This is a genomic window from Vibrio nigripulchritudo (assembly GCF_027924785.1).
Lineage (GTDB): Bacteria > Pseudomonadota > Gammaproteobacteria > Enterobacterales > Vibrionaceae > Vibrio > Vibrio nigripulchritudo.
Window position 1 is genome coordinate 3,391,246 of record NZ_AP027049.1, and the last position, 18,693, is coordinate 3,409,938.

An 18,693-nucleotide genomic window follows, 5' to 3' on the forward strand; every position below is an offset into this window, starting at 1 on the left:
GAGGCTAACTGCCTCCATTGTAGAAAAATTAGCGATGTATGATAGCACGATTAGTGAACATCACGCCAATACTCTTTCTTGAGGAATACCACCACAATAGTCAACAGGACAAGGAAGGCCATGACCCACCATCCCATCGTGTGGCGCTCCAGTTTTACCGGGTCCCCAGAGTATTCTAGGAAGTTAACCAAGTCTCGAACCGCACTGTCATATTCCGTTGGGCTAAGCTCACCTCGCCCGTCCGTTTCGATGCCTACAACGACTTGTTTTTCTTCGCCATCGACAACTTTTGTTTCATAGATAGCAGTTGGAATGCCTTGAAGCTCTTCCAATACATGAGGCATACCAACACTTGGGAACACGACATTGTTCACACCAAATGGTCTGGATGGGTCTGCATAGAATGAGCGAAGGTATGTGTATAGCCAATCCGCACCACGAACACGAGCTACCAGAGTCAGATCTGGTGGCGGCGCACCAAACCAGTTTCCTGCCTGCTTATCTGGAATGGAGTTTTCCATCAAAGAACCGACTTTTACCTCAGGGTCAAAAATCAGGTGCTCTTTCATCAGCTCAATAGGAATCCCTAAATCTGTTGCGACACGCTCATAGCGCTGATATTGCGCTGAGTGACAGCCAAAACAATAGTTCATGAACAGCTTGGCACCGTTTTGTAGTGACGCCTGATCGGATAAATCATTGTTTGCTTTATCTAAAGGTACGTTTGCTCCTGCAGCCATGGCTAAAGACGGCAACAGTGCAAAAAGCATTACAATCCACTTTTTCATTTGAATGTCACCCTCTCTGGTAAAGGTTTCGTGGCTTCGTTTTTGCTGTAGAAGTACAGCAATACGAAGAACATGAAGTAACACAAGCTAAAGATCTGCGCGAGCAATGTGTAGGTAGGAGTTGCTGGCAACGCCCCCAAAATACCCAGCGCAATAAAGCTGATGGTGAACTGAATGATATTGAACAAGTGGAACTTGCTGCGGTAACGGTAAGAGCGAACTTTACAGCGATCCAGCCAAGGCAGGACAAACAACACTGCAATTGAAGCCCCCATGGCTACTACACCAAGGAGTTTGTCTGGAACCGCACGCAAAATTGCATAGAACGGAGTGAAGTACCAAACTGGCGCGATATGCTCAGGTGTTTTCAGCGGGTTCGCAGCTTCAAAGTTAGGCGGCTCAAGGAAGTAGCCTCCCATCTCCGGATTGAAGAACAACACGTAGCAGAATAAGAACAAGAACCCAGCAACCCCTACCAGATCTTTCACCGTTCCATAAGGATGGAATGGAATGGAATCGATGATGTCATATTTCTTGCTGTAGTAATCGTGGAACTTGAACTGGGTTTTGTAATCATCACCCATGGTGCCTTTTGGAAGTTTAGTCTCAATACCATCTGGGTTATTAGAGCCCACTTCGTGCAGAGCCAATACGTGTAAAACAACCAAAAGCAGTAATACGATAGGAAGCGCAATAACATGAAGTGCGAAGAATCGGTTCAGCGTTGCGCCTGAGATAACATAGTCACCACGAATCCACAGTGTCAGGTCATCACCAATTACAGGAATTGCACCAAATAGTGAAATGATTACCTGCGCACCCCAGTATGACATCTGACCCCATGGTAGGAGGTAACCCATAAAGGCTTCTGCCATTAACACCAGGAAGATTAGCATCCCGAAGATCCACAATAATTCACGTGGCTTCTGGTAAGAGCCATAAATCAGACCACGGAACATGTGTAGGTACACAACAACGAAGAATGCAGAAGCACCGGTTGAGTGCATGTAGCGGAGTAACCAACCGTATTCCACATCACGCATGATGTATTCAATGGAGGCAAACGCACCATCACCAGAAGGAACGTAGTTCATTGTCAGCCAGATACCCGTGAGGATCTGATTGACCAACACCAGCATTGCCAAGGAACCGAAAAGGTACCAAAAATTGAAGTTCTTAGGCATTGGGTATTCAGAAAGGTGCTTCTTATAAGCATTCATTGCGGGCAGGCGTTTTTCTACCCAGTCAAGTATCGCTTGCATTAGGCTTCCCCTCCTTCATCTACCCCGATGAGGATTTTGGTGTCACTCAGGTACATATGCTCAGGAACAACCAAGTTCAACGGTGCTGGTACGCTTTGGAAAACACGACCTGCCATGTCGAATTTCGAACCATGACAAGGACAGAAAAATCCAGATTTCACGCCCTGAACTTGCTCTCCGAAAGTATCAGGAAGGTAAGTAGGCGAACAACCTAGGTGAGTACAGATGCCCACGGCAACGAAGTACTCAGGCTTTATCGAACGGTAGGCATTTTGTGCATAGGCAGGTTGCTGCTCTTCTGCCGAAGCAGGATCACGAAGTTGACCATCCAGATTCTTAAGTTCTTCTACGACTGAGCTAGCACGGCGGACCACCCAAACAGGCTTGCCTCGCCACTCAACGCGAACCATTTGTCCTTCTTCCAGCTTACCGATTTCGACCTCTACAGGAGCACCGGCAGCTTTGGCTTTTGCACTAGGGTTCCAAGATTTAATGAAAGGAACGGCGACCGCGATCCCACCAACAGCGCCCACAACTGCAGTTGTGGCTGTCAGGAAACGCCGGCGTCCGTTATTTATAGGCGCATTGCTCATCCAACATTCTCCCATTTGCTCCCTGTGTCTTATTATTTTTCCGACTTCCAACAGAGCATGGCTAAAAATTACGCGTTTTTTATACTTATTTGCTTAAGAAATGATAAATAAAACCCTACTTTTTGACAAGGTAATACTACTTTTTCGTAACATACGTCACCGAAAGTGGCGATTACATCACAAAAGATGGGGTTATAGGAGAAATGTGGTGGAAGAAGGAAGAGTTACAAGGAGTTAGGTAAATGAAAACAAACAAAAAAGCCCGGCAAAAATGCCGAGCTTTTGGACCACAATCCAGTAAAAACTGGAGCGATGTCTTTCGAAATAACGAAAGATTAACGCTTAGAGAATTGTGGACGACGACGTGCTTTACGTAGACCAACTTTCTTACGTTCAACGCAACGAGCGTCACGCGTAACATAGCCAGCTGCACGTAGAGCAGGACGTAGAGACTCATCGTACTCCATAAGAGCGCGAGTGATACCGTGACGGATCGCGCCAGCTTGACCAGAGATACCACCACCTGAAACAGTGATGTATAGGTCTAGCTTTTCAGTCAGTTCAACTAGCTCAAGTGGCTGACGAACAACCATGCGAGAAGTTTCACGACCGAAGTAAACATCAAGGCTACGCTTGTTGATTACGATGTTGCCGCTGCCTGGTTTGATGAAAACACGAGCTGCTGAGCTTTTGCGACGGCCAGTGCCGTAGTATTGGTTCTCTGCCATTTTCATAATCCCCGATTAGATGTCTAGTACTTGTGGTTGTTGAGCAACATGGTTGTGCTCAGCGCCAGCGTAAACTTTCAGCTTACGGTACATAGCACGGCCAAGAGGACCACGTGGTAGCATGCCTTTTACCGCTAGCTCAAGAGCCATTTCAGGCTTACGGTCGATCAATTTTTCGAAAGAAATTGATTTCAGACCACCTGGGAACTCAGAGTGACGGTAGTAGATTTTGTTCTTAGCTTTGTTACCAGTAACAGCAACTTTCTCAGCGTTAACAACGATGATGTAATCACCAGTGTCTACGTGAGGAGTGTACTCAGCTTTATGCTTGCCACGTAGGCGAGATGCAATTTCACTTGCTAGACGACCTAGAGTTTTGCCCTCTGCGTCTACAACATACCAGTCGCGTTTTACAGTTTCTGGTTTAGCAACGAAAGTTTTCATGCTAATAATTACCTATTAAAAAATTTACACTTAAGGAACAATGACTTGCTCCCACTGTCTAAGGGCTTCATTAAGCACCCCTTCGAGTGTTGATAACCCTCGGCTTAGCTACAATCTCTGTGTTGCCAGAGGCCTGCAGTAACGGTAGGTCGCAGGATTATAGAGAAGAGTGAGGAAAAAATCACCTTTTTTTCACCAAAAAACGTATTTTTTTCCTCGTTGCGATTGGAAGTGCGTGAACTGAGGTATTTTACTGACTAAGGTAAGTGCTCTTTTGCTAAATAATCATGACTTTGCATTTCAATTAGACGTGACTGGCAACGTTTAAATTCAAAGTTCAGATGCCCTTCTGTGTACAGTTCTTCGAGTGCTACTTCTGATGAAATGATGAGTTTTACGTTTCTTTCATAAAACTCATCCACTAGCGCGATAAAACGACGTGCTGCATCATCGTTGGTTTTACCCATCTGCTTCACATCAGCCAAAAGAACAGTGTGATATTCACGGGACATTTCGATGTAGTCATTCTGGCTTCTCATGGATTCACAAAGCTGCTCAAAAGATGCCATTAATACGTCATCATGACAGTTGAGAACTGCAACATCTCTGTGATTCACCTCAATACTCAGAACCTCTTTGTGACCGTCTCCAACCAGTTGTCGGTAGTACTTTTTGAGGTTAAGTGTGGCATCTTCATCCAATGGGTAGTGAAAAATTTCTGCTTGTTCTAGTGTTCTGAGCCGATAATCGATGCCACTGTCTACGTTCAGTACTTCACAATGTTTTTCAATTAAAGCGATTGCTGGTAAGAAACGAGCGCGTTGTAAGCCGTTGCGATAAAGGTCATGAGGAGGAATATTGGACGTTGCTACCAATACAACATTTCGGGCAAACAGTGCCTGCATCAGAGTCCCAAGAATCATGGCATCAGTAATATCTGAAACGAAAAATTCGTCAAAACAGATGATGTCTGCCTCAGCTTTTAACACATCAGCCACTTTTTCCAAGGGATCAGGCACCTCTCCTAAAGCCCTGAGTTCGTCGTGCACGCGATACATAAAGCGGTGAAAATGCACTCTGAGTTTCTTTTCCGTGGGTAAGGCTTCATAAAACGTATCCATTAGATAAGTTTTACCTCTGCCGACACCTCCCCAGAAATAAAGCCCTTTTGGAGGCTCTGGTGACTGAGGCTTTTTCCCCATCAGCTTCTGCCACGTTGATATGGGTTGAACTGGCGCATTCAAATAGTCTTGGAACTGGTGGTAAAGAGTATCCAGCTTTTCAACCGCTAACTGTTGGGCAGGGTCAACGGAAAATCCGTTTTTTTCTATATCTTGTTGGTATTTATGTTTCGGTATCATTGGAAACTACATTCAGTCCTGGGGCATCAATGGTGTTGATATTATTAAGATTATAGCAAGACATATAAAAAGCTTACTGTCGAATTATCGGGACAAACAGAGGACGCTTTTTCTTTATCGTATTCTGAACTCATAGTACCATGAGCCTTCGGTTGTGTAACACACCAATAACATAACTGCGTGTATTTTAGGCGTCTCTACGCCACAACTCACCAGATTTCATACAAAAAACACAGCCAACTGTAACGATGATAAAGGAGCACTTATGCCTGGGATGTACATTGTCATTGGGATTGTGATCGGATTGATTGCCGGTTATTTTCTGGCAAAACTCATGACACCTGACGCTAATAAACAGAAGTCCATTCAGAAGGAACTGGAAAAGTCCAAATTTGAATTAGAACAACAAAGACAAGAATTGGCGGACCACTTTGCTCAAACCGCCGAAATGCTGGATGTGCTAGGAAAAGACTACACCAAGCTGTATCAGCACATGGCGAAAACCTCAACCGAGTTACTGCCTAGTGTGCCAGAGCAAGACAACCCGTTTGTGAAGAAAATCGCTCAACATACTGAAGAAGCGCCTGTTCCTGAGTCTGATGATCAGCAACAACCAAAAGATTATGCTCATGGAGCGACAGGGCTTTTGAAGGATAAAGAGAAAGAAATCGTTAACTCACCAGCGGCTGAGCCCGCAGAGAAGGTTTCTTAGTTCTTCCATACTTGAAAAATCGATGATTGAACTTTATCTAGGTTACTGAGTCATAATCTTCACCTATCAAAGAGGAGCCTTATGATGAAAAAACCTTTGCTTGTTTTAAGTGCATTAACATTAAGCTTAAGTTCAATCATCGCACCACTACCTGCAACAGCGGCATTGCCTGCAGCCGTAAGTGGTGAACAGTTACCTAGCCTCGCCCCTATGCTGGAAAAAGTGACCCCAGCGGTTGTCAGCATTGCGGTTGAAGGCAAACAGGTTGCGACTCAGCGCGTACCTGAAGCATTCCGATTCTTTTTTGGACCTGATTTCCCAGCGGAACAGGTACAAGAACGTCCATTCCGTGGCTTGGGCTCTGGTGTTGTTATAGACGCCGGAAAAGGTCACATTGTTACCAACTATCACGTGATTAAAGGCGCAGACGAAATTCGTGTCCAGTTACACGATGGTCGTGAATACGACGCAGAACTCATCGGTGGAGATGAAATGTCTGACGTGGCACTTCTGAAGTTGGAAAAAGCTGAAAGCCTAACCGAAATTGCTATTGCTGATTCAGATAAACTTCGAGTCGGTGATTTCACGGTCGCCATCGGTAACCCATTCGGTCTAGGTCAGACCGTGACTTCGGGCATAGTATCTGCGCTGGGTCGTTCCGGGCTCAACGTGCAAAACTTTGAGAACTTCATCCAAACCGACGCAGCCATCAACAGTGGTAACTCCGGTGGTGCCCTCGTTAATCTGAATGGCGAACTGATCGGTATCAACACCGCGATTCTTGGACCTAACGGTGGCAACGTGGGTATTGGATTTGCCATTCCTTCCAACATGATGAAAAACCTCACAGGTCAGATCCTTGAGTTTGGTGAGGTGAAGCGTGGTCTGTTGGGAGTACAAGGCAGCGAAATCACCTCGGAGCTTGCTGAAGCTCTTGGTTATGAGTCGATTAAAGGCGCATTCGTAAGTCAGGTAGTGCCAGACAGTGCAGCGGATGAAGCTGGCTTGCAAGCAGGCGACATTATCGTTTCGCTGAACGGTAAGTCCATAAGCACCTTCAGCGAATTACGCGCCAAAATCGCTACGTTGGGAGCGGGTCGTGAGATCACCATTGGTGTTATTCGTGACGGAAAGAACAAGACATTTGACGCAACTCTGCAAGAAGTTGGCGACACTAAAACTCGTGCAGATAAGTTGCATGAAGGCTTAACAGGAGCCGAGTTATCCAATACGGATGCAAGTGACGATCTACAAGGTGTGAAAGTCACCAAAGTAGAAAAAGGCTCACCTGCCGATGCTTATCAGTTAAAAGAAGGTGACATCATTATTGGCGTTAACCGTACACGCGTTAAAAATCTTGGTCAGCTAAGAACTATCCTGGAAGATAACCCAAGTGTATTAGCCCTCAATATTCAACGTGGGGACAGAACGCTTTATCTTGTTGTAAGATAAAGATTTTCATATCTCAAAGGGAAGCAGAAATACTGCTTCCCTTTTTTTGTCTGCTATTCATGCATATTCAACAAGGAGAAACGCTAAACATATTGACAGACCGCTGACATAGCGGGCACTGGCATCCTCTTACTAATCAGTGCTATGCTTTCCTTCTTAATATAATCAAATTGTTATGGGTTTCCCCCAGTCTTATTGCGCCCACTCTGAGGATGATATGTGGAAAGTCCTTTTACGCTCTTCATTATTAGGTCTGCTTACAGCGGGTTTGCTACTTACGGTTGTTCCTTCTTTGCGGACAGCGGCAGTTGAGGTCACAACAACCAATTCCCCATCAGAATTTGAAAGTCTTCAGGTATCATTTAGCCACGCAGTGCGTCGTGCCGGTCCTGCCGTCGTTAATATCTACAGTCGAAAACAAAGTGATACTGCGCAACGCGGGTTCATTGTTGAAGATTTGGGTTCTGGCGTTATCGTCAGTGAAAAAGGCTACATCATTACCAATTACCACGTAATTGCCAGCGCCGATCAGATTGTTGTTGCCCTTCAAGACGGCCGCTATTCTGCCGCCCAGCTAGTGGGTAAAGATCGTAGAACAGACTTAGCCGTTCTGCGTATTGAAGGTAATAACCTTCCTGTCATTCCGCTGAATTCAAACTACCAGGCAAAAGTCGGTGATGTCGTATTGGCGATTGGTAACCCATATAACCTTGGGCAGACCACAACGTTTGGCATCATTTCAGCGACAGGGCGCTCATCGATTAGTGCTGATGGTCGGCAGCCGTTTATTCAAACAGACGCCGCAATCAACCGAGGCAATTCCGGCGGTGCTTTGGTGAACACCAAAGGCGAGTTAGTTGGCATCAATACCGCATCTTTCCAACAAGCCACAAATGTAGAAACCTATGGGATATCTTTTGCCATCCCATACTCGCTGGCTAATGCAGTGATGGAAAAAATCATCGCCGATGGTCGAGTTATTCGCGGTTATATCGGTATTGACGGACAAGACATTAACTCAGTTTCTTCTCGCCTATTAGGAGGCGAATATGTTGGTGGTATTATCGTTATGGGTATTACTCCCAACAGTCCAGCAGATCAAGCAGGGTTTGAGCGTCAGGATGTAATTCTGGAAATTGGTGGCGCTAAAGTGAATGGTCGCGACAGCGTTCTGGAGATAGTCACTGGCTTACGTCCGGGTATTGAAGTAGAGATGAAAGTGCTCCGAAAAGGCGAAGAGATAATGCTGAATGTACTTGTCGGAGACGACCCACAAGGTTAAATAACCTGAACTCATAAAAGAAAATCCCCGGTCATAGCCGGGGATTTTTTTATTCTGCGTTACTTTCCGTTTCCGGTTCGTCAGGCTGAGCCTGGTTTTCAACCTCGATACGGGTCACGCGTTGTAAGCCTCTCGGTAACAAGCTGCCGCGACGACCACGCTCGCCTCGGAAGTTATCCAGATCCGTCGGTTTCAGACCAAGCTTGCGCTTACCTGCATAAATGGTAACTGATACACCGCTTGGCAACGACATCAGATGAGAAACGGTTTCCTCACGAGATTTGGCTTTGGCGGAAGGAATATTGATGATCTTGTTCCCTTTACCTTTGCTTAGCTGAGGCAAGTCTTTCATTGGGAAGATCAACATTCGACCTTGGTTAGTGATCGCCAGAATTTCATCCTGATCAAGATCCGCTATCGCACTTGGTGTCATCACCTCAGATCCTTGCGGGAGATTCACCAGAGCTTTACCACTGCGGTTCTTGGATAACAAATCACTGCCCTTACAGACAAAACCATAGCCTGCGTCAGAACCGACTAACCATAGCTGCTCTTCTTCACCCATGATGACCCGGCTGATGGTAGTACCTGCCGTGATGTTCAGACGACCAGTGATCGGCTCCCCCTGACTTCGAGCTGAAGGCAAAGAGTGGGACTCTAGTGAATAGCTTCGCCCGTCAGTTCCCAGGAACACTGCTTGCTGGTTACTCTTACCACGCGCATGCGCCAGATATTTATCACCGGATTTATAGTTCAAGCCTTCTGCATCCACATCATGCCCTTTGGCATGGCGAATCCAGCCTTTCTCAGAAAGCACAACAGTGATCGGTTCGCTTGGCATGAGATCGCGTTCTGTCAACGCTTTAGCTTCCGCACGCTCTACAATTGGAGAGCGACGATCATCACCGAATTTCTCGGCGTCTGCTTTGATTTCTTTCTTCAGAAGTGTATTCAGACGACGCTCAGAGCCTAGAAGAAGTTCCAGCTTCTCACGCTCTTTTTCAAGCTCTTCCTGCTCACCGCGAATCTTCATCTCTTCCAGCTTGGCAAGGTGACGAAGTTTGGTGTCCAGAATCGCATCGGCTTGAATATCGGTAATTCCAAAGCGAGACATTAACACTGCTTTTGGATCGTCTTCTGTACGAATGATTTCAATCACTTCGTCCAGGTTCAGATACGCGACTAACAAACCTTCCAAGATATGCAAACGCGCAAGCACTTTGTCCAGACGATGCTGTAAACGACGGCGAACGGTCGCACGGCGGAACTCGATCCATTCTTTCAGAATCATCACCAGCCCTTTAACCTGAGGGCGGTTGTCCAAACCGATCATGTTGAGGTTTACACGGTAGCTCTTTTCAAGATCGGTGGATGCAAACAGGTGATTCATCAATTGATCGCAGTCTACGCGATTGGATCTCGGTACGATGACAATGCGTGTTGGGTTTTCATGATCCGACTCGTCACGAAGATCGTCCACCATTGGCAATTTCTTCGCACGCATCTGATTCGCAATTTGTTCTAGCAACTTGGCACCAGATACCTGATGAGGCAACGCCGTAATGACGATTTCACCGTTATCTTTTGACCAGACCGCACGCATTTTGATGCTGCCACGACCGTTTCGGTAGATCTTCTCAATGTCGGCTTTTGGCGAAATGATTTCCGCTTCAGTCGGGTAATCCGGTCCTTGTACATGCTGCATCACATCTTGCAGCTCAAGTTTTGGATTGTCGATCAGCTGTATCGTTGCTTCCGCCACTTCACGAACGTTATGCGGTGGGATGTCAGTTGCCATACCAACTGCGATACCGGTAACACCGTTCAGAAGGATATGAGGCAAACGCGCTGGCAGCATTTGCGGCTCTTTCATTGTGCCGTCAAAGTTAGGTTGCCACTCAACTGTGCCCTGACCTAACTCACCCAGCAGAACCTCGGCAAATTTAGACAGCTTAGCTTCGGTATAACGCATAGCAGCGAACGACTTCGGATCATCCGGCGCACCCCAGTTACCCTGACCATCCACCAGCGGGTAGCGGTAAGAGAATGGCTGTGCCATCAATACCATGGCTTCGTAACAAGCGGAATCACCATGTGGGTGGTATTTACCTAATACGTCACCAACAGTACGCGCTGACTTTTTGTATTTCGCCGCAGCGGAAAGACCCAGCTCCGACATTGCGTAAATAATGCGTCGTTGAACAGGCTTCAAGCCATCGCCAATGTATGGCAAAGCCCGGTCCATGATCACGTACATGGAATAATTCAGATAGGCGTCTTCGGTGAACCTGCGCATTGGCAGTTGTTCAACGCCATCAAAAGTAATTTCTGTCGACATCTATTAAACCTCAGCCAAATCGCCGTTGCTTTGTAGCCAGGTACGGCGGTCATCCGCACGTTTCTTGCCAAGCAACATATCCATCATTTCCATGGTCGCTTCACTGTCATCGATAGTGAGCTGCACCAATCGACGAGTGTTTGGATCCATGGTGGTTTCGCGCAACTGAAGCGGGTTCATCTCACCCAGACCTTTGAATCGCTGCACGTTGATTTTGGCTTTTTTCTTAGAAAGTCGCTCAAGGATGCCTTCTTTCTCGTCATCATCAAGCGCGTAGAATACTTCTTTACCACAGTCGATACGGTAGAGTGGCGGCATCGCAACATAGATATGCCCGGCTTCAACCAACGCTCGGAAGTGACGGGTAAACAATGCGCAAAGCAGGGTTGCGATGTGCAGACCATCCGAGTCCGCATCGGCAAGGATACAGATCTTACCGTAACGAAGCCCTTCAAGATTATCGTTATCAGGGTCAATACCCAGTGCGACTGAGATATCGTGCACTTCCTGAGAAGCAAGCACCTGATCTGCGGACACTTCCCAAGTATTCAGAATTTTACCTCGAAGCGGCATGACTGCCTGAAACTCACGATCACGGGCCTGCTTTGCAGAACCACCTGCAGAGTCCCCTTCCACAAAGAAGATTTCAGTGCGGTTTAGATCTTGTACGGAACAATCGGTCAGCTTACCCGGTAATGCCGGTCCTGATGCGACTTTCTTACGCACCACTTTCTTGCTGGCGCGCATACGTCGATGGGCGTTGGCAATACACAGTTCCGCCAGTTGCTCTGCCAGTTGAGGCTTTTCATTCAGCCATAGACTGAACGCATCTTTAACAACACCAGAAACAAACGCGGCGGTTTGGCGTGAAGAAAGCCGTTCTTTGGTTTGCCCTGCAAACTGAGGGTCCTGCATTTTAATCGACAATACGTAAGAACAACGGTCGAAAACATCATCACCAGTCAGTTTCACACCACGCGGCAAGAGATTACGGAACTCACAGAATTCACGCATCGCATCCAAAAGCCCCTGACGCAAACCATTTACGTGAGTACCACCTTGTTTAGTTGGAACCAGGTTAACGTAGCTTTCGGTGATCATCTCACCGCCTTCCGGCTGCCAGATAACTGCCCAGTTCGCCATTTCGGTTTCGGCAGAAAACTCACCAATGTATGGCTCTTCCGGAAGAACCGTGTAACCTTTCACACCTTCTGCAAGGTAGTCTTTTAAGCCATCTTCATAGAACCATTTGTGTTCTTCATTATTCACCTTGTCACTAAAGGTGATTTCTAGACCGGGACAAAGAACGGCTTTAGCACGCAGGTTGTTAACCAGTCGAAGCACAGAAAACTTGGCACTATCGAAATATTTGGCATCTGGCCAGAAATGAACGGAGGTCCCGGTGTTACGCAGACCACAAGTGCCTGTTACCGTGAGGTCGCTGACTGTATTACCGTTTTCAAAAGCGATTTCGTGTACATGCCCTTCACGCTTAACCGTTACTTCTACGCGTTTAGACAGGGCGTTTACAACGGAAATACCTACCCCGTGCAAGCCACCAGAAAATTTATAGTTGTCGTTGGAGAACTTACCACCCGCATGGAGCTTGGTCATGATAAGTTCGACACCCGATATCCCTTTCTCTGGATGAATATCGACAGGCATACCACGACCATCATCGATCACTTCAAGTGACTGGTCGTTGTGGAGAATGACTTTTATCTTCTTTGCATGCCCAGCAAGTGCTTCGTCGACTGAGTTATCGATAACCTCTTGGGCAAGGTGGTTAGGTCGCTCAGTTTCGGTATACATACCAGGACGATGTCGTACTGGGTCGAGACCTTCAAGAACGGACAGGTCTTTCGCATTATATTGTTCAGTCATAATACGGATTAATACTCAAAATGATTAGAATGCAATCAGCACCTTGATGCGTGATTGTTAAGTTTTTTGGTGACATTGTGGAAAATTGCGCCTAGTTGGAGAAAAAGACATCAAAAGCACAATGATAAAACTATGATGGAACATAGTCTGGAACAGACAAGGGGATGTCAAGTGACTGCGAGAAGTTAACCTCAAAATTATGACCCCATCCCCACTTGGGTTATCTACCCATGCATGTTTGATTTTATGGGCTACGAAGCTTAAAGCTTGAGAAACTGAATGATTTGTTCGGGGTATCTTTCAAAGTCCACAAAGCTATGATCTCCCCCCGCCTCTACAGTCTGTTTGGCACCCTTATATCGCTCTACAGCCTGACGATAATCCAATACTTCGTCTTCTTCTTGTTGAAGTAACCAAAAGTCAGAAGGTTGTTTAATTTCATCCACATCAAGCGCTTTGAGCTCATCCATGTGATTGGCTTCCAACACATACTCTTCCTGCGTATAAGGATTAGTCTGTGGACCCAGAAAATCTGCAAGTAGTTCATAAGGTTTCACTGCCGGGTTCACCAGCACCGCTTTGAATCCGTATAAGCTGTTCAGCCAGGTCGACAGATAGCCCCCTAGTGAGCTACCAATCAAACCAATTTGATAATCGGACTGATATTTTTCAATAGTTTCCAACAAAAACGACTCTGCCAGCTTTGGGTAACATGGCATCTGCGGAGCAACCACTTTGATGTCAGGTCGATTAACCCTGCACCATTCAATCATCACATTGGCTTTGTGTGACTGTGGAGAACTGTTAAAGCCATGAATATAAAGCAAAAGCGATGGCTTAGCGGACATTAGACTAATACCCCCCAGCAGAGAAATCAGGAAGGAACTCGCCATCGGGCAGGCGACCTACTTCTAATTCTAACTCGCCATAATGAGTCAGAGTCAGCATACGCCAGCCTGGTGAAAGGTTGTCTAACGCAAAGTCATCGCTGTTGGGTTTAAACTGGACACAGGTTGATGGCGTAGCAACAACTCGAACGCCTTGATAAATGACGTCGAAATCCTGATGTACGTGCCCACACAACACGGCTTCAACCTTATCGTACTTGCTCAATATCGACCAAAACGCATCGGCGTCTTTTAAAGAGTGTTGATCAAGCCAGTGGCTCCCCACCAAAACAGGATGATGGTGAAGTAAGACAACCGTCTTGTGATTTGGGTGTTCGCTCAGCTTTGCATCAAGCAGGGCAAGCTGCTCTTCACTCAGTCGACCATGGGGAACACCTTCTACCTGGCTGTCCAATAAAATGATCTGCCATTTGTCGCTAAGAACAACGTGCTGAGTGGTCTGAATTTGAGTAGAAGGCAGAATGCTGTGCATTTCCGGTTTAAAATCGTGATTACCCGGCAACCAGAAACATGGCTTCTTTAGCAATGCGATTCCATCTTCAAATCGCTGGTATGACACAGCAGTATGGTCCTGAGAAATATCACCGGTAGCCAAAATAGCATCAAATTCAATTTCATTTGAACGGATAGCATTCACAACAGCCTTGAAGCTCTCAAAGGTGTTAACGCTCAACAGACATCCGTCTTCAGGCTCAAATAAATGCGTGTCTGTAATCTGCAATAGTTTGATATCGCGACTTGAATCTAAGGACAATTTCAAAATATAACCCAGTTAAATCTCTCTACACTGTTTTAGTAAATTGGCGTTCGGCTGATACCGTTTTTTAGACAGAACGTAAGCCACTCACCTAAGAATTGGTTAAGTTGAAACTTTTCGTCCTTTTGCGCCATTTTTGTATTGGGATAATCATAACGAGCAAAGACCCGTGAAATCTGCTCGCTTGCACACACTTCTGCAACGCGAGCATCGTGATAGAGACGCACCGTCATCCTCGGAAGTGGAAAAACGGGCTGTTCGTCACATTGGCATACGTCGATGAGTGTTGTGTACTTGGTGACTTCGCTCACCTCTAACTGATAAGCCATAGACGCCACCTGATAAGAACGCACGTCCCCCACGCAGGGTTGCCCAGGCAGCAATGCATTCAGCTTGGCGTAATTGGTCTCATACACTCTCATAAGAGCGGCGAGATCAACGTGATATGGCTTATTCAACATGGTTTACTTCCAACGGGATTTTAGTTCTTCGTGATGCAGTTCCAACCATTGCAATGCAATTATTGAGGCACCATTCTCAATATTTCCGTCTCTGACGAGCTGATAAGCATCCTGGCGACTCATAACGTGCACTTTTATGTCCTCGTCTTCATAGTCTAAGCCATGAATGCCCTGAGCGCTCGCTGCGTCAACCTGCCCAACAAAAACGTCCAGTTTTTCAGAGCACCCGCCAGAAGAGGGATAATAACTTGTTATGGATTCAATTTTCCCAACTTCAACCCCTGCTTCTTCCATGGCTTCGCGCCTTACCACTTCTTCAGAAGACTCATCAGTATCGATAACGCCGGCAACAATTTCCATTTGCCATGGGTTGGCGTGTTCTAGAGCTCCGACTCGGATTTGCTCGATCATCACCACTTTGTCTTCAACAGGGTCGTAAGGCAGTAACGCCGCAGCGTGACCTCGCTCAAACATTTCTCGTTCGACGGGCTCGCTCCAACCACCGGCAAACAATTTATGCTGGAAGGTGTATTTCACCATCGAGAAAAAGCCTCGATAAAGCGATTTTCTTGAGATGATTTTTACATCTTGTGGAGTAAACTGTTGATGTTTGTTGTCTGATTGCTGCATTCCATGTCTCCAGAGATGAGAATTCTAATCATTGTATCCTTTAATCTCCAATGATTGCGCTCAACTTTTTTGATAATGATTGCAAAAATATTTAAATGAATAATTTAATTGCTGTGCTTTCCAGCGATTAATTGCTAAAAAATGCAAAGATAGGCATAAAAAACAAGCGAGTTAGGTTAAACTCGCATTGCTTCAATTTTTATTTTCACAAGGCAGGATAGGCAAAATGAAAAAGCTGCTTCCACTATTGATTACCGCCGCACTGAGCAGTAATGCAGCCTGGGCAGATAACCTGGCAGAGATATACGATCTAGCAAAACAAAACGACCCACAATTACTTGGCGCCGCCGCACAACGTGAAGCAGCCTTTGAAGCCGTGAATAGCTCTCGCAGTACCTTGCTTCCTCAAATTAACCTCACTGCTGGATATAATATCCTTGAGAGCAGTAAAAACGAACGTGATGGCAATGCATTGACTGCCGGCGTTGCTTTTAAACAAGAATTGTATGACCGTAGTAGCTGGGTAAGCTTGGATCAAGCAGAGAAAACTGCCCGTCAGGCAGACTCAGTATACGCAGCAGAGCAACAAGGTTTGATCCTTCGTGTTGCACAAGCCTATTTCGAAGTGCTTCGAGCTCAAGACAGCCTTGACTTCGTTCGAGCTGAAAAAGCTGCGGTTGCTCGTCAGCTTGAGCAGACTAAACAACGTTTTGAAGTCGGTCTATCTGCGATTACAGACGTGCATGATGCACAAGCACAGTATGACAGTGTTCTTGCTTCAGAAGTACTGCAAGAAAACACGTTGGCGAATAGCTACGAAGCGCTTCGTGAAATCACAGGTGAAGAGCACCAAAATCTCGCCATTCTGGACACTAAACGTTTCTCAGCAAGCCGCCCAGAGTCCACTACAGAATCTCTGATTGAAAAAGCTCAGCAAGAGAACCTCTCGTTGCTGGCAAGACGAATTTCACAAGATATTGCTAAGGATTCCATTTCTCTGGCAGATGCTGGTCACTTACCAAGTCTGACTCTAGACGGTGGTTACAAGTATACAGATAACTCTGGCTCTTCATTGCCAGGTGGAAACGATAACTTTAACGACTTCAACATTGGCATTAATCTAGCCGTACCGCTTTACACTGGTGGCAACATCACTTCTAAAGTGAAGCAGGCTGAAGCCAATTACGTTAAGTCGAGCCAAGAGCTTGAGCAAACCTACCGCACGGTAGTGAAAGATGTGCGTGCACACTACAACAACATCAACGCAACCATTGGTGCTATCCGGGCTTATAACCAGTCTGTGGTTTCTGCGAGATCAGCGTTAGAAGCGACCGAAGCAGGTTTCGATGTTGGTACTCGTACTATCGTCGATGTACTTGATTCAACACGTCGTCTGTACGACGCTAACCGCAACCTGTCGGATGCACGTTACAACTACATCCTTAGTGTTTTACAGCTTCGTCAGGCTGTCGGTACGTTGAGCGAGCAGGATATTCTCGACATTAATGCAGGTTTGAAATCCGCGAGCTAATCGGTAGGATTAAAGATATAAAAAACGACGCTTATTTAAGCGTCGTTTTTTTGTTTAAACAGAAGGGAAGACTAACCACGTCCACCTTTGATGGCTTCAATGATTTCTGTCGTTGAACAACCATCTTCGAAATTAAGAACCCGAACTTCACCGCCAGCAGCAATCACTTCCTCGCCACCCGCAATTTCTTCGGGTTTGTAATCACCACCTTTCACCAGCAGGCTCGGCAGAACTTCAGAAATTAAGCGCTGTGGGGTTTCTTCACTGAATGGCACAACCCAGTCCACCGCGCCCAACCCAGCCAATACCGCCATACGACGATCAGTAGAGTTTACAGGTCGACCGGGACCTTTTAACGCTTTGACCGATTCATCGGTATTGACGGCAACAATCAGTCGATCACCCAGTTCTGCTGCATGATTTAGGTAAGAGACATGACCTGCGTGTAGGATATCGAAGCAGCCATTGGTCATGACCACCTTCTCACCTTTTGCACGGGCTTTCTTCACTGCATCGATTAGGTCAGCTTCAGTAATTACGCCAAAATCGGTGTCCTGAGAACCGTGTACTGCTTCAGCCAGCTCAATAGTAGAAAGCGTCGATGTACCCAGCTTACCAACTACTACACCCGCCGCAGCATTCGCCAGCGCACAAGCTTCATCCAGCGGCTTACCAGCCGCGACAGACGCTGCAAGTACCGAGATAACGGTATCACCCGCACCTGTGACATCAAACACTTCTTTTGCCTGTGTTGGCAGGTGGAAGGGTTCTTGCCCTTTGCGAAGCAGAGTCATGCCGTGTTCACTGCGAGTGACCAGCAGAGCTTCAAAATCGAACTCCTCGATCAAAGCTAAGCCTTTTTCAACCAACTCTTCTTCGTTTTTGACTTTGCCTGCGACCAGCTCAAACTCCGCCATATTTGGTGTAAGCAATGTGGCACCGCGATAACGCTCAAAATCTGCCCCTTTAGGGTCAATGAAAACCGGCACATTCGCAGCGCGTGCTTTCTGGATGAACTGTTGAACGTGTTCCAGAGCGCCCTTTGCATAATCAGACAAAATCACTGATTTCACGTTTGGCAGCGCTTTTTCCATACGCTCTAAAACGTATTGCGCATCGGTATTTTCGAAGCTGTCTTCAAAATCTAGGCGAATCAACTGCTGCCCACGGCTCATCACTCGAAGTTTGGTGATGGTCGGGAAATCAGGCAGCGCGACAAAATCGCATTTCACTTTCAGAGACGACAACTTATCATTCAGAACTTTTGCAGGCTCATCTTCACCGGTTAACCCAACAAGGTGGGCATGGCCGCCCAGCGCTGCAATGTTCATGGCCACGTTTGCCGCACCGCCAGGACGCTCTTCGTTGTCTTCGACCTTAACCACAGGGACTGGGGCTTCTGGGGAAATGCGTCCCGTTGGTCCGTACCAGTAGCGGTCAAGCATCACGTCGCCAACAATAAGCACTCCTGATTGAGCGTAATCCGGCAAAATTGGTTTCATGTTTGTCTCCAAAAATACAATTCCGGCGGCATAGTAACATAGCCACCAGAACCAAAAAAA

General features: G+C 46.5%; 17 protein-coding genes. 4 read left to right on the forward strand and 13 right to left on the reverse strand.

Features of this window, described 5'->3' with window-relative positions:
- Positions 1-50: 50 nt before the first annotated feature.
- The 6 genes from QMG91_RS15420 to zapE form a co-directional block, all read right to left on the reverse strand.
- Complete coding sequence (locus tag QMG91_RS15420) at positions 51-788, reverse strand: cytochrome c1 (RefSeq protein WP_004397704.1); 738 nt, start codon at positions 786-788, stop codon at positions 51-53.
- Complete coding sequence (locus QMG91_RS15425) at positions 785-2,050, reverse strand: cytochrome b (RefSeq protein WP_004397703.1); 1,266 nt, start codon at positions 2,048-2,050, stop codon at positions 785-787. Before QMG91_RS15425 ends, QMG91_RS15420 begins: the two co-directional genes overlap by 4 nt.
- Positions 2,050-2,643 (reverse strand): ubiquinol-cytochrome c reductase iron-sulfur subunit, encoded by a 594-nt coding sequence (petA, locus tag QMG91_RS15430; RefSeq protein ID WP_004397702.1) that lies wholly within the window; start codon positions 2,641-2,643, stop codon positions 2,050-2,052. The genes QMG91_RS15425 and petA overlap by 1 nt, the downstream gene beginning before the upstream one ends.
- A gap of 335 nt (positions 2,644-2,978) precedes the next feature.
- The gene (gene rpsI / locus QMG91_RS15435; RefSeq protein WP_004397701.1) at positions 2,979-3,371 is read right to left on the reverse strand and encodes a 30S ribosomal protein S9; all 393 of its coding nucleotides are present in this window, start codon (positions 3,369-3,371) and stop codon (positions 2,979-2,981) included.
- Positions 3,372-3,386: 15 nt separating this feature from the next.
- A complete protein-coding gene (rplM, locus tag QMG91_RS15440; RefSeq protein ID WP_004397700.1) occupies positions 3,387-3,815 on the reverse strand; it encodes a 50S ribosomal protein L13 in 429 nt (142 codons plus the stop codon).
- 257 nt (positions 3,816-4,072) lie between these two features.
- Positions 4,073-5,176 (reverse strand): cell division protein ZapE, encoded by a 1,104-nt coding sequence (gene zapE, locus QMG91_RS15445; protein ID WP_281827556.1) that lies wholly within the window; start codon positions 5,174-5,176, stop codon positions 4,073-4,075.
- A 265-nt stretch (positions 5,177-5,441) separates the two neighbouring features.
- Here zapE and zapG point away from each other — a divergent pair, with 265 nt between their 5' ends.
- From zapG to degS, 3 genes are all read left to right on the forward strand, one after another.
- Positions 5,442-5,888, forward strand: coding sequence for a Z-ring associated protein ZapG (zapG, locus tag QMG91_RS15450; RefSeq protein WP_004397698.1), 447 nt, complete (start codon positions 5,442-5,444; stop codon positions 5,886-5,888).
- Positions 5,889-5,972: 84 nt separating this feature from the next.
- Positions 5,973-7,340: a Do family serine endopeptidase gene (locus QMG91_RS15455; protein ID WP_281830474.1), complete on the forward strand. Its 1,368-nt coding sequence runs from the start codon at positions 5,973-5,975 to the stop codon at positions 7,338-7,340.
- Between the two features lie 217 nt (positions 7,341-7,557).
- Positions 7,558-8,622: an outer membrane-stress sensor serine endopeptidase DegS gene (gene degS / locus QMG91_RS15460; protein WP_022599589.1), complete on the forward strand. Its 1,065-nt coding sequence runs from the start codon at positions 7,558-7,560 to the stop codon at positions 8,620-8,622.
- Positions 8,623-8,671: 49 nt separating this feature from the next.
- On the opposite strand, the gene parC is transcribed toward degS, so the two are convergent.
- The 6 genes from parC to nudF form a co-directional block, all read right to left on the reverse strand.
- Complete coding sequence (gene parC / locus QMG91_RS15465) at positions 8,672-10,960, reverse strand: DNA topoisomerase IV subunit A (protein WP_022549596.1); 2,289 nt, start codon at positions 10,958-10,960, stop codon at positions 8,672-8,674.
- A 3-nt stretch (positions 10,961-10,963) separates the two neighbouring features.
- A complete protein-coding gene (gene parE, locus QMG91_RS15470) occupies positions 10,964-12,844 on the reverse strand; it encodes a DNA topoisomerase IV subunit B (protein ID WP_022549595.1) in 1,881 nt (626 codons plus the stop codon).
- Positions 12,845-13,104: 260 nt separating this feature from the next.
- Complete coding sequence (gene yqiA / locus QMG91_RS15475) at positions 13,105-13,692, reverse strand: esterase YqiA (RefSeq protein WP_281827561.1); 588 nt, start codon at positions 13,690-13,692, stop codon at positions 13,105-13,107.
- Positions 13,693-13,696: 4 nt separating this feature from the next.
- Positions 13,697-14,512 carry a 3',5'-cyclic-AMP phosphodiesterase gene (cpdA, locus tag QMG91_RS15480; protein WP_281827562.1) on the reverse strand — a complete coding sequence of 272 codons (816 nt, stop codon included), beginning with the start codon at positions 14,510-14,512 and terminating at the stop codon, positions 13,697-13,699.
- Between the two features lie 32 nt (positions 14,513-14,544).
- Positions 14,545-14,970, reverse strand: coding sequence for a DUF1249 family protein (locus QMG91_RS15485; RefSeq protein ID WP_200766151.1), 426 nt, complete (start codon positions 14,968-14,970; stop codon positions 14,545-14,547).
- Between the two features lie 3 nt (positions 14,971-14,973).
- Entirely contained in the window at positions 14,974-15,600 is a 627-nt protein-coding gene (nudF, locus tag QMG91_RS15490) for an ADP-ribose diphosphatase (RefSeq protein ID WP_281827566.1), read from the reverse strand.
- A 226-nt stretch (positions 15,601-15,826) separates the two neighbouring features.
- Here nudF and tolC point away from each other — a divergent pair, with 226 nt between their 5' ends.
- Entirely contained in the window at positions 15,827-17,131 is a 1,305-nt protein-coding gene (tolC, locus tag QMG91_RS15495) for an outer membrane channel protein TolC (RefSeq protein ID WP_022549591.1), read from the forward strand.
- A 71-nt stretch (positions 17,132-17,202) separates the two neighbouring features.
- Here tolC and hldE read toward each other — a convergent pair whose 3' ends face one another.
- Entirely contained in the window at positions 17,203-18,633 is a 1,431-nt protein-coding gene (hldE, locus tag QMG91_RS15500) for a bifunctional D-glycero-beta-D-manno-heptose-7-phosphate kinase/D-glycero-beta-D-manno-heptose 1-phosphate adenylyltransferase HldE (RefSeq protein ID WP_022599595.1), read from the reverse strand.
- Between the last annotated feature and the right edge of the window lie 60 nt (positions 18,634-18,693).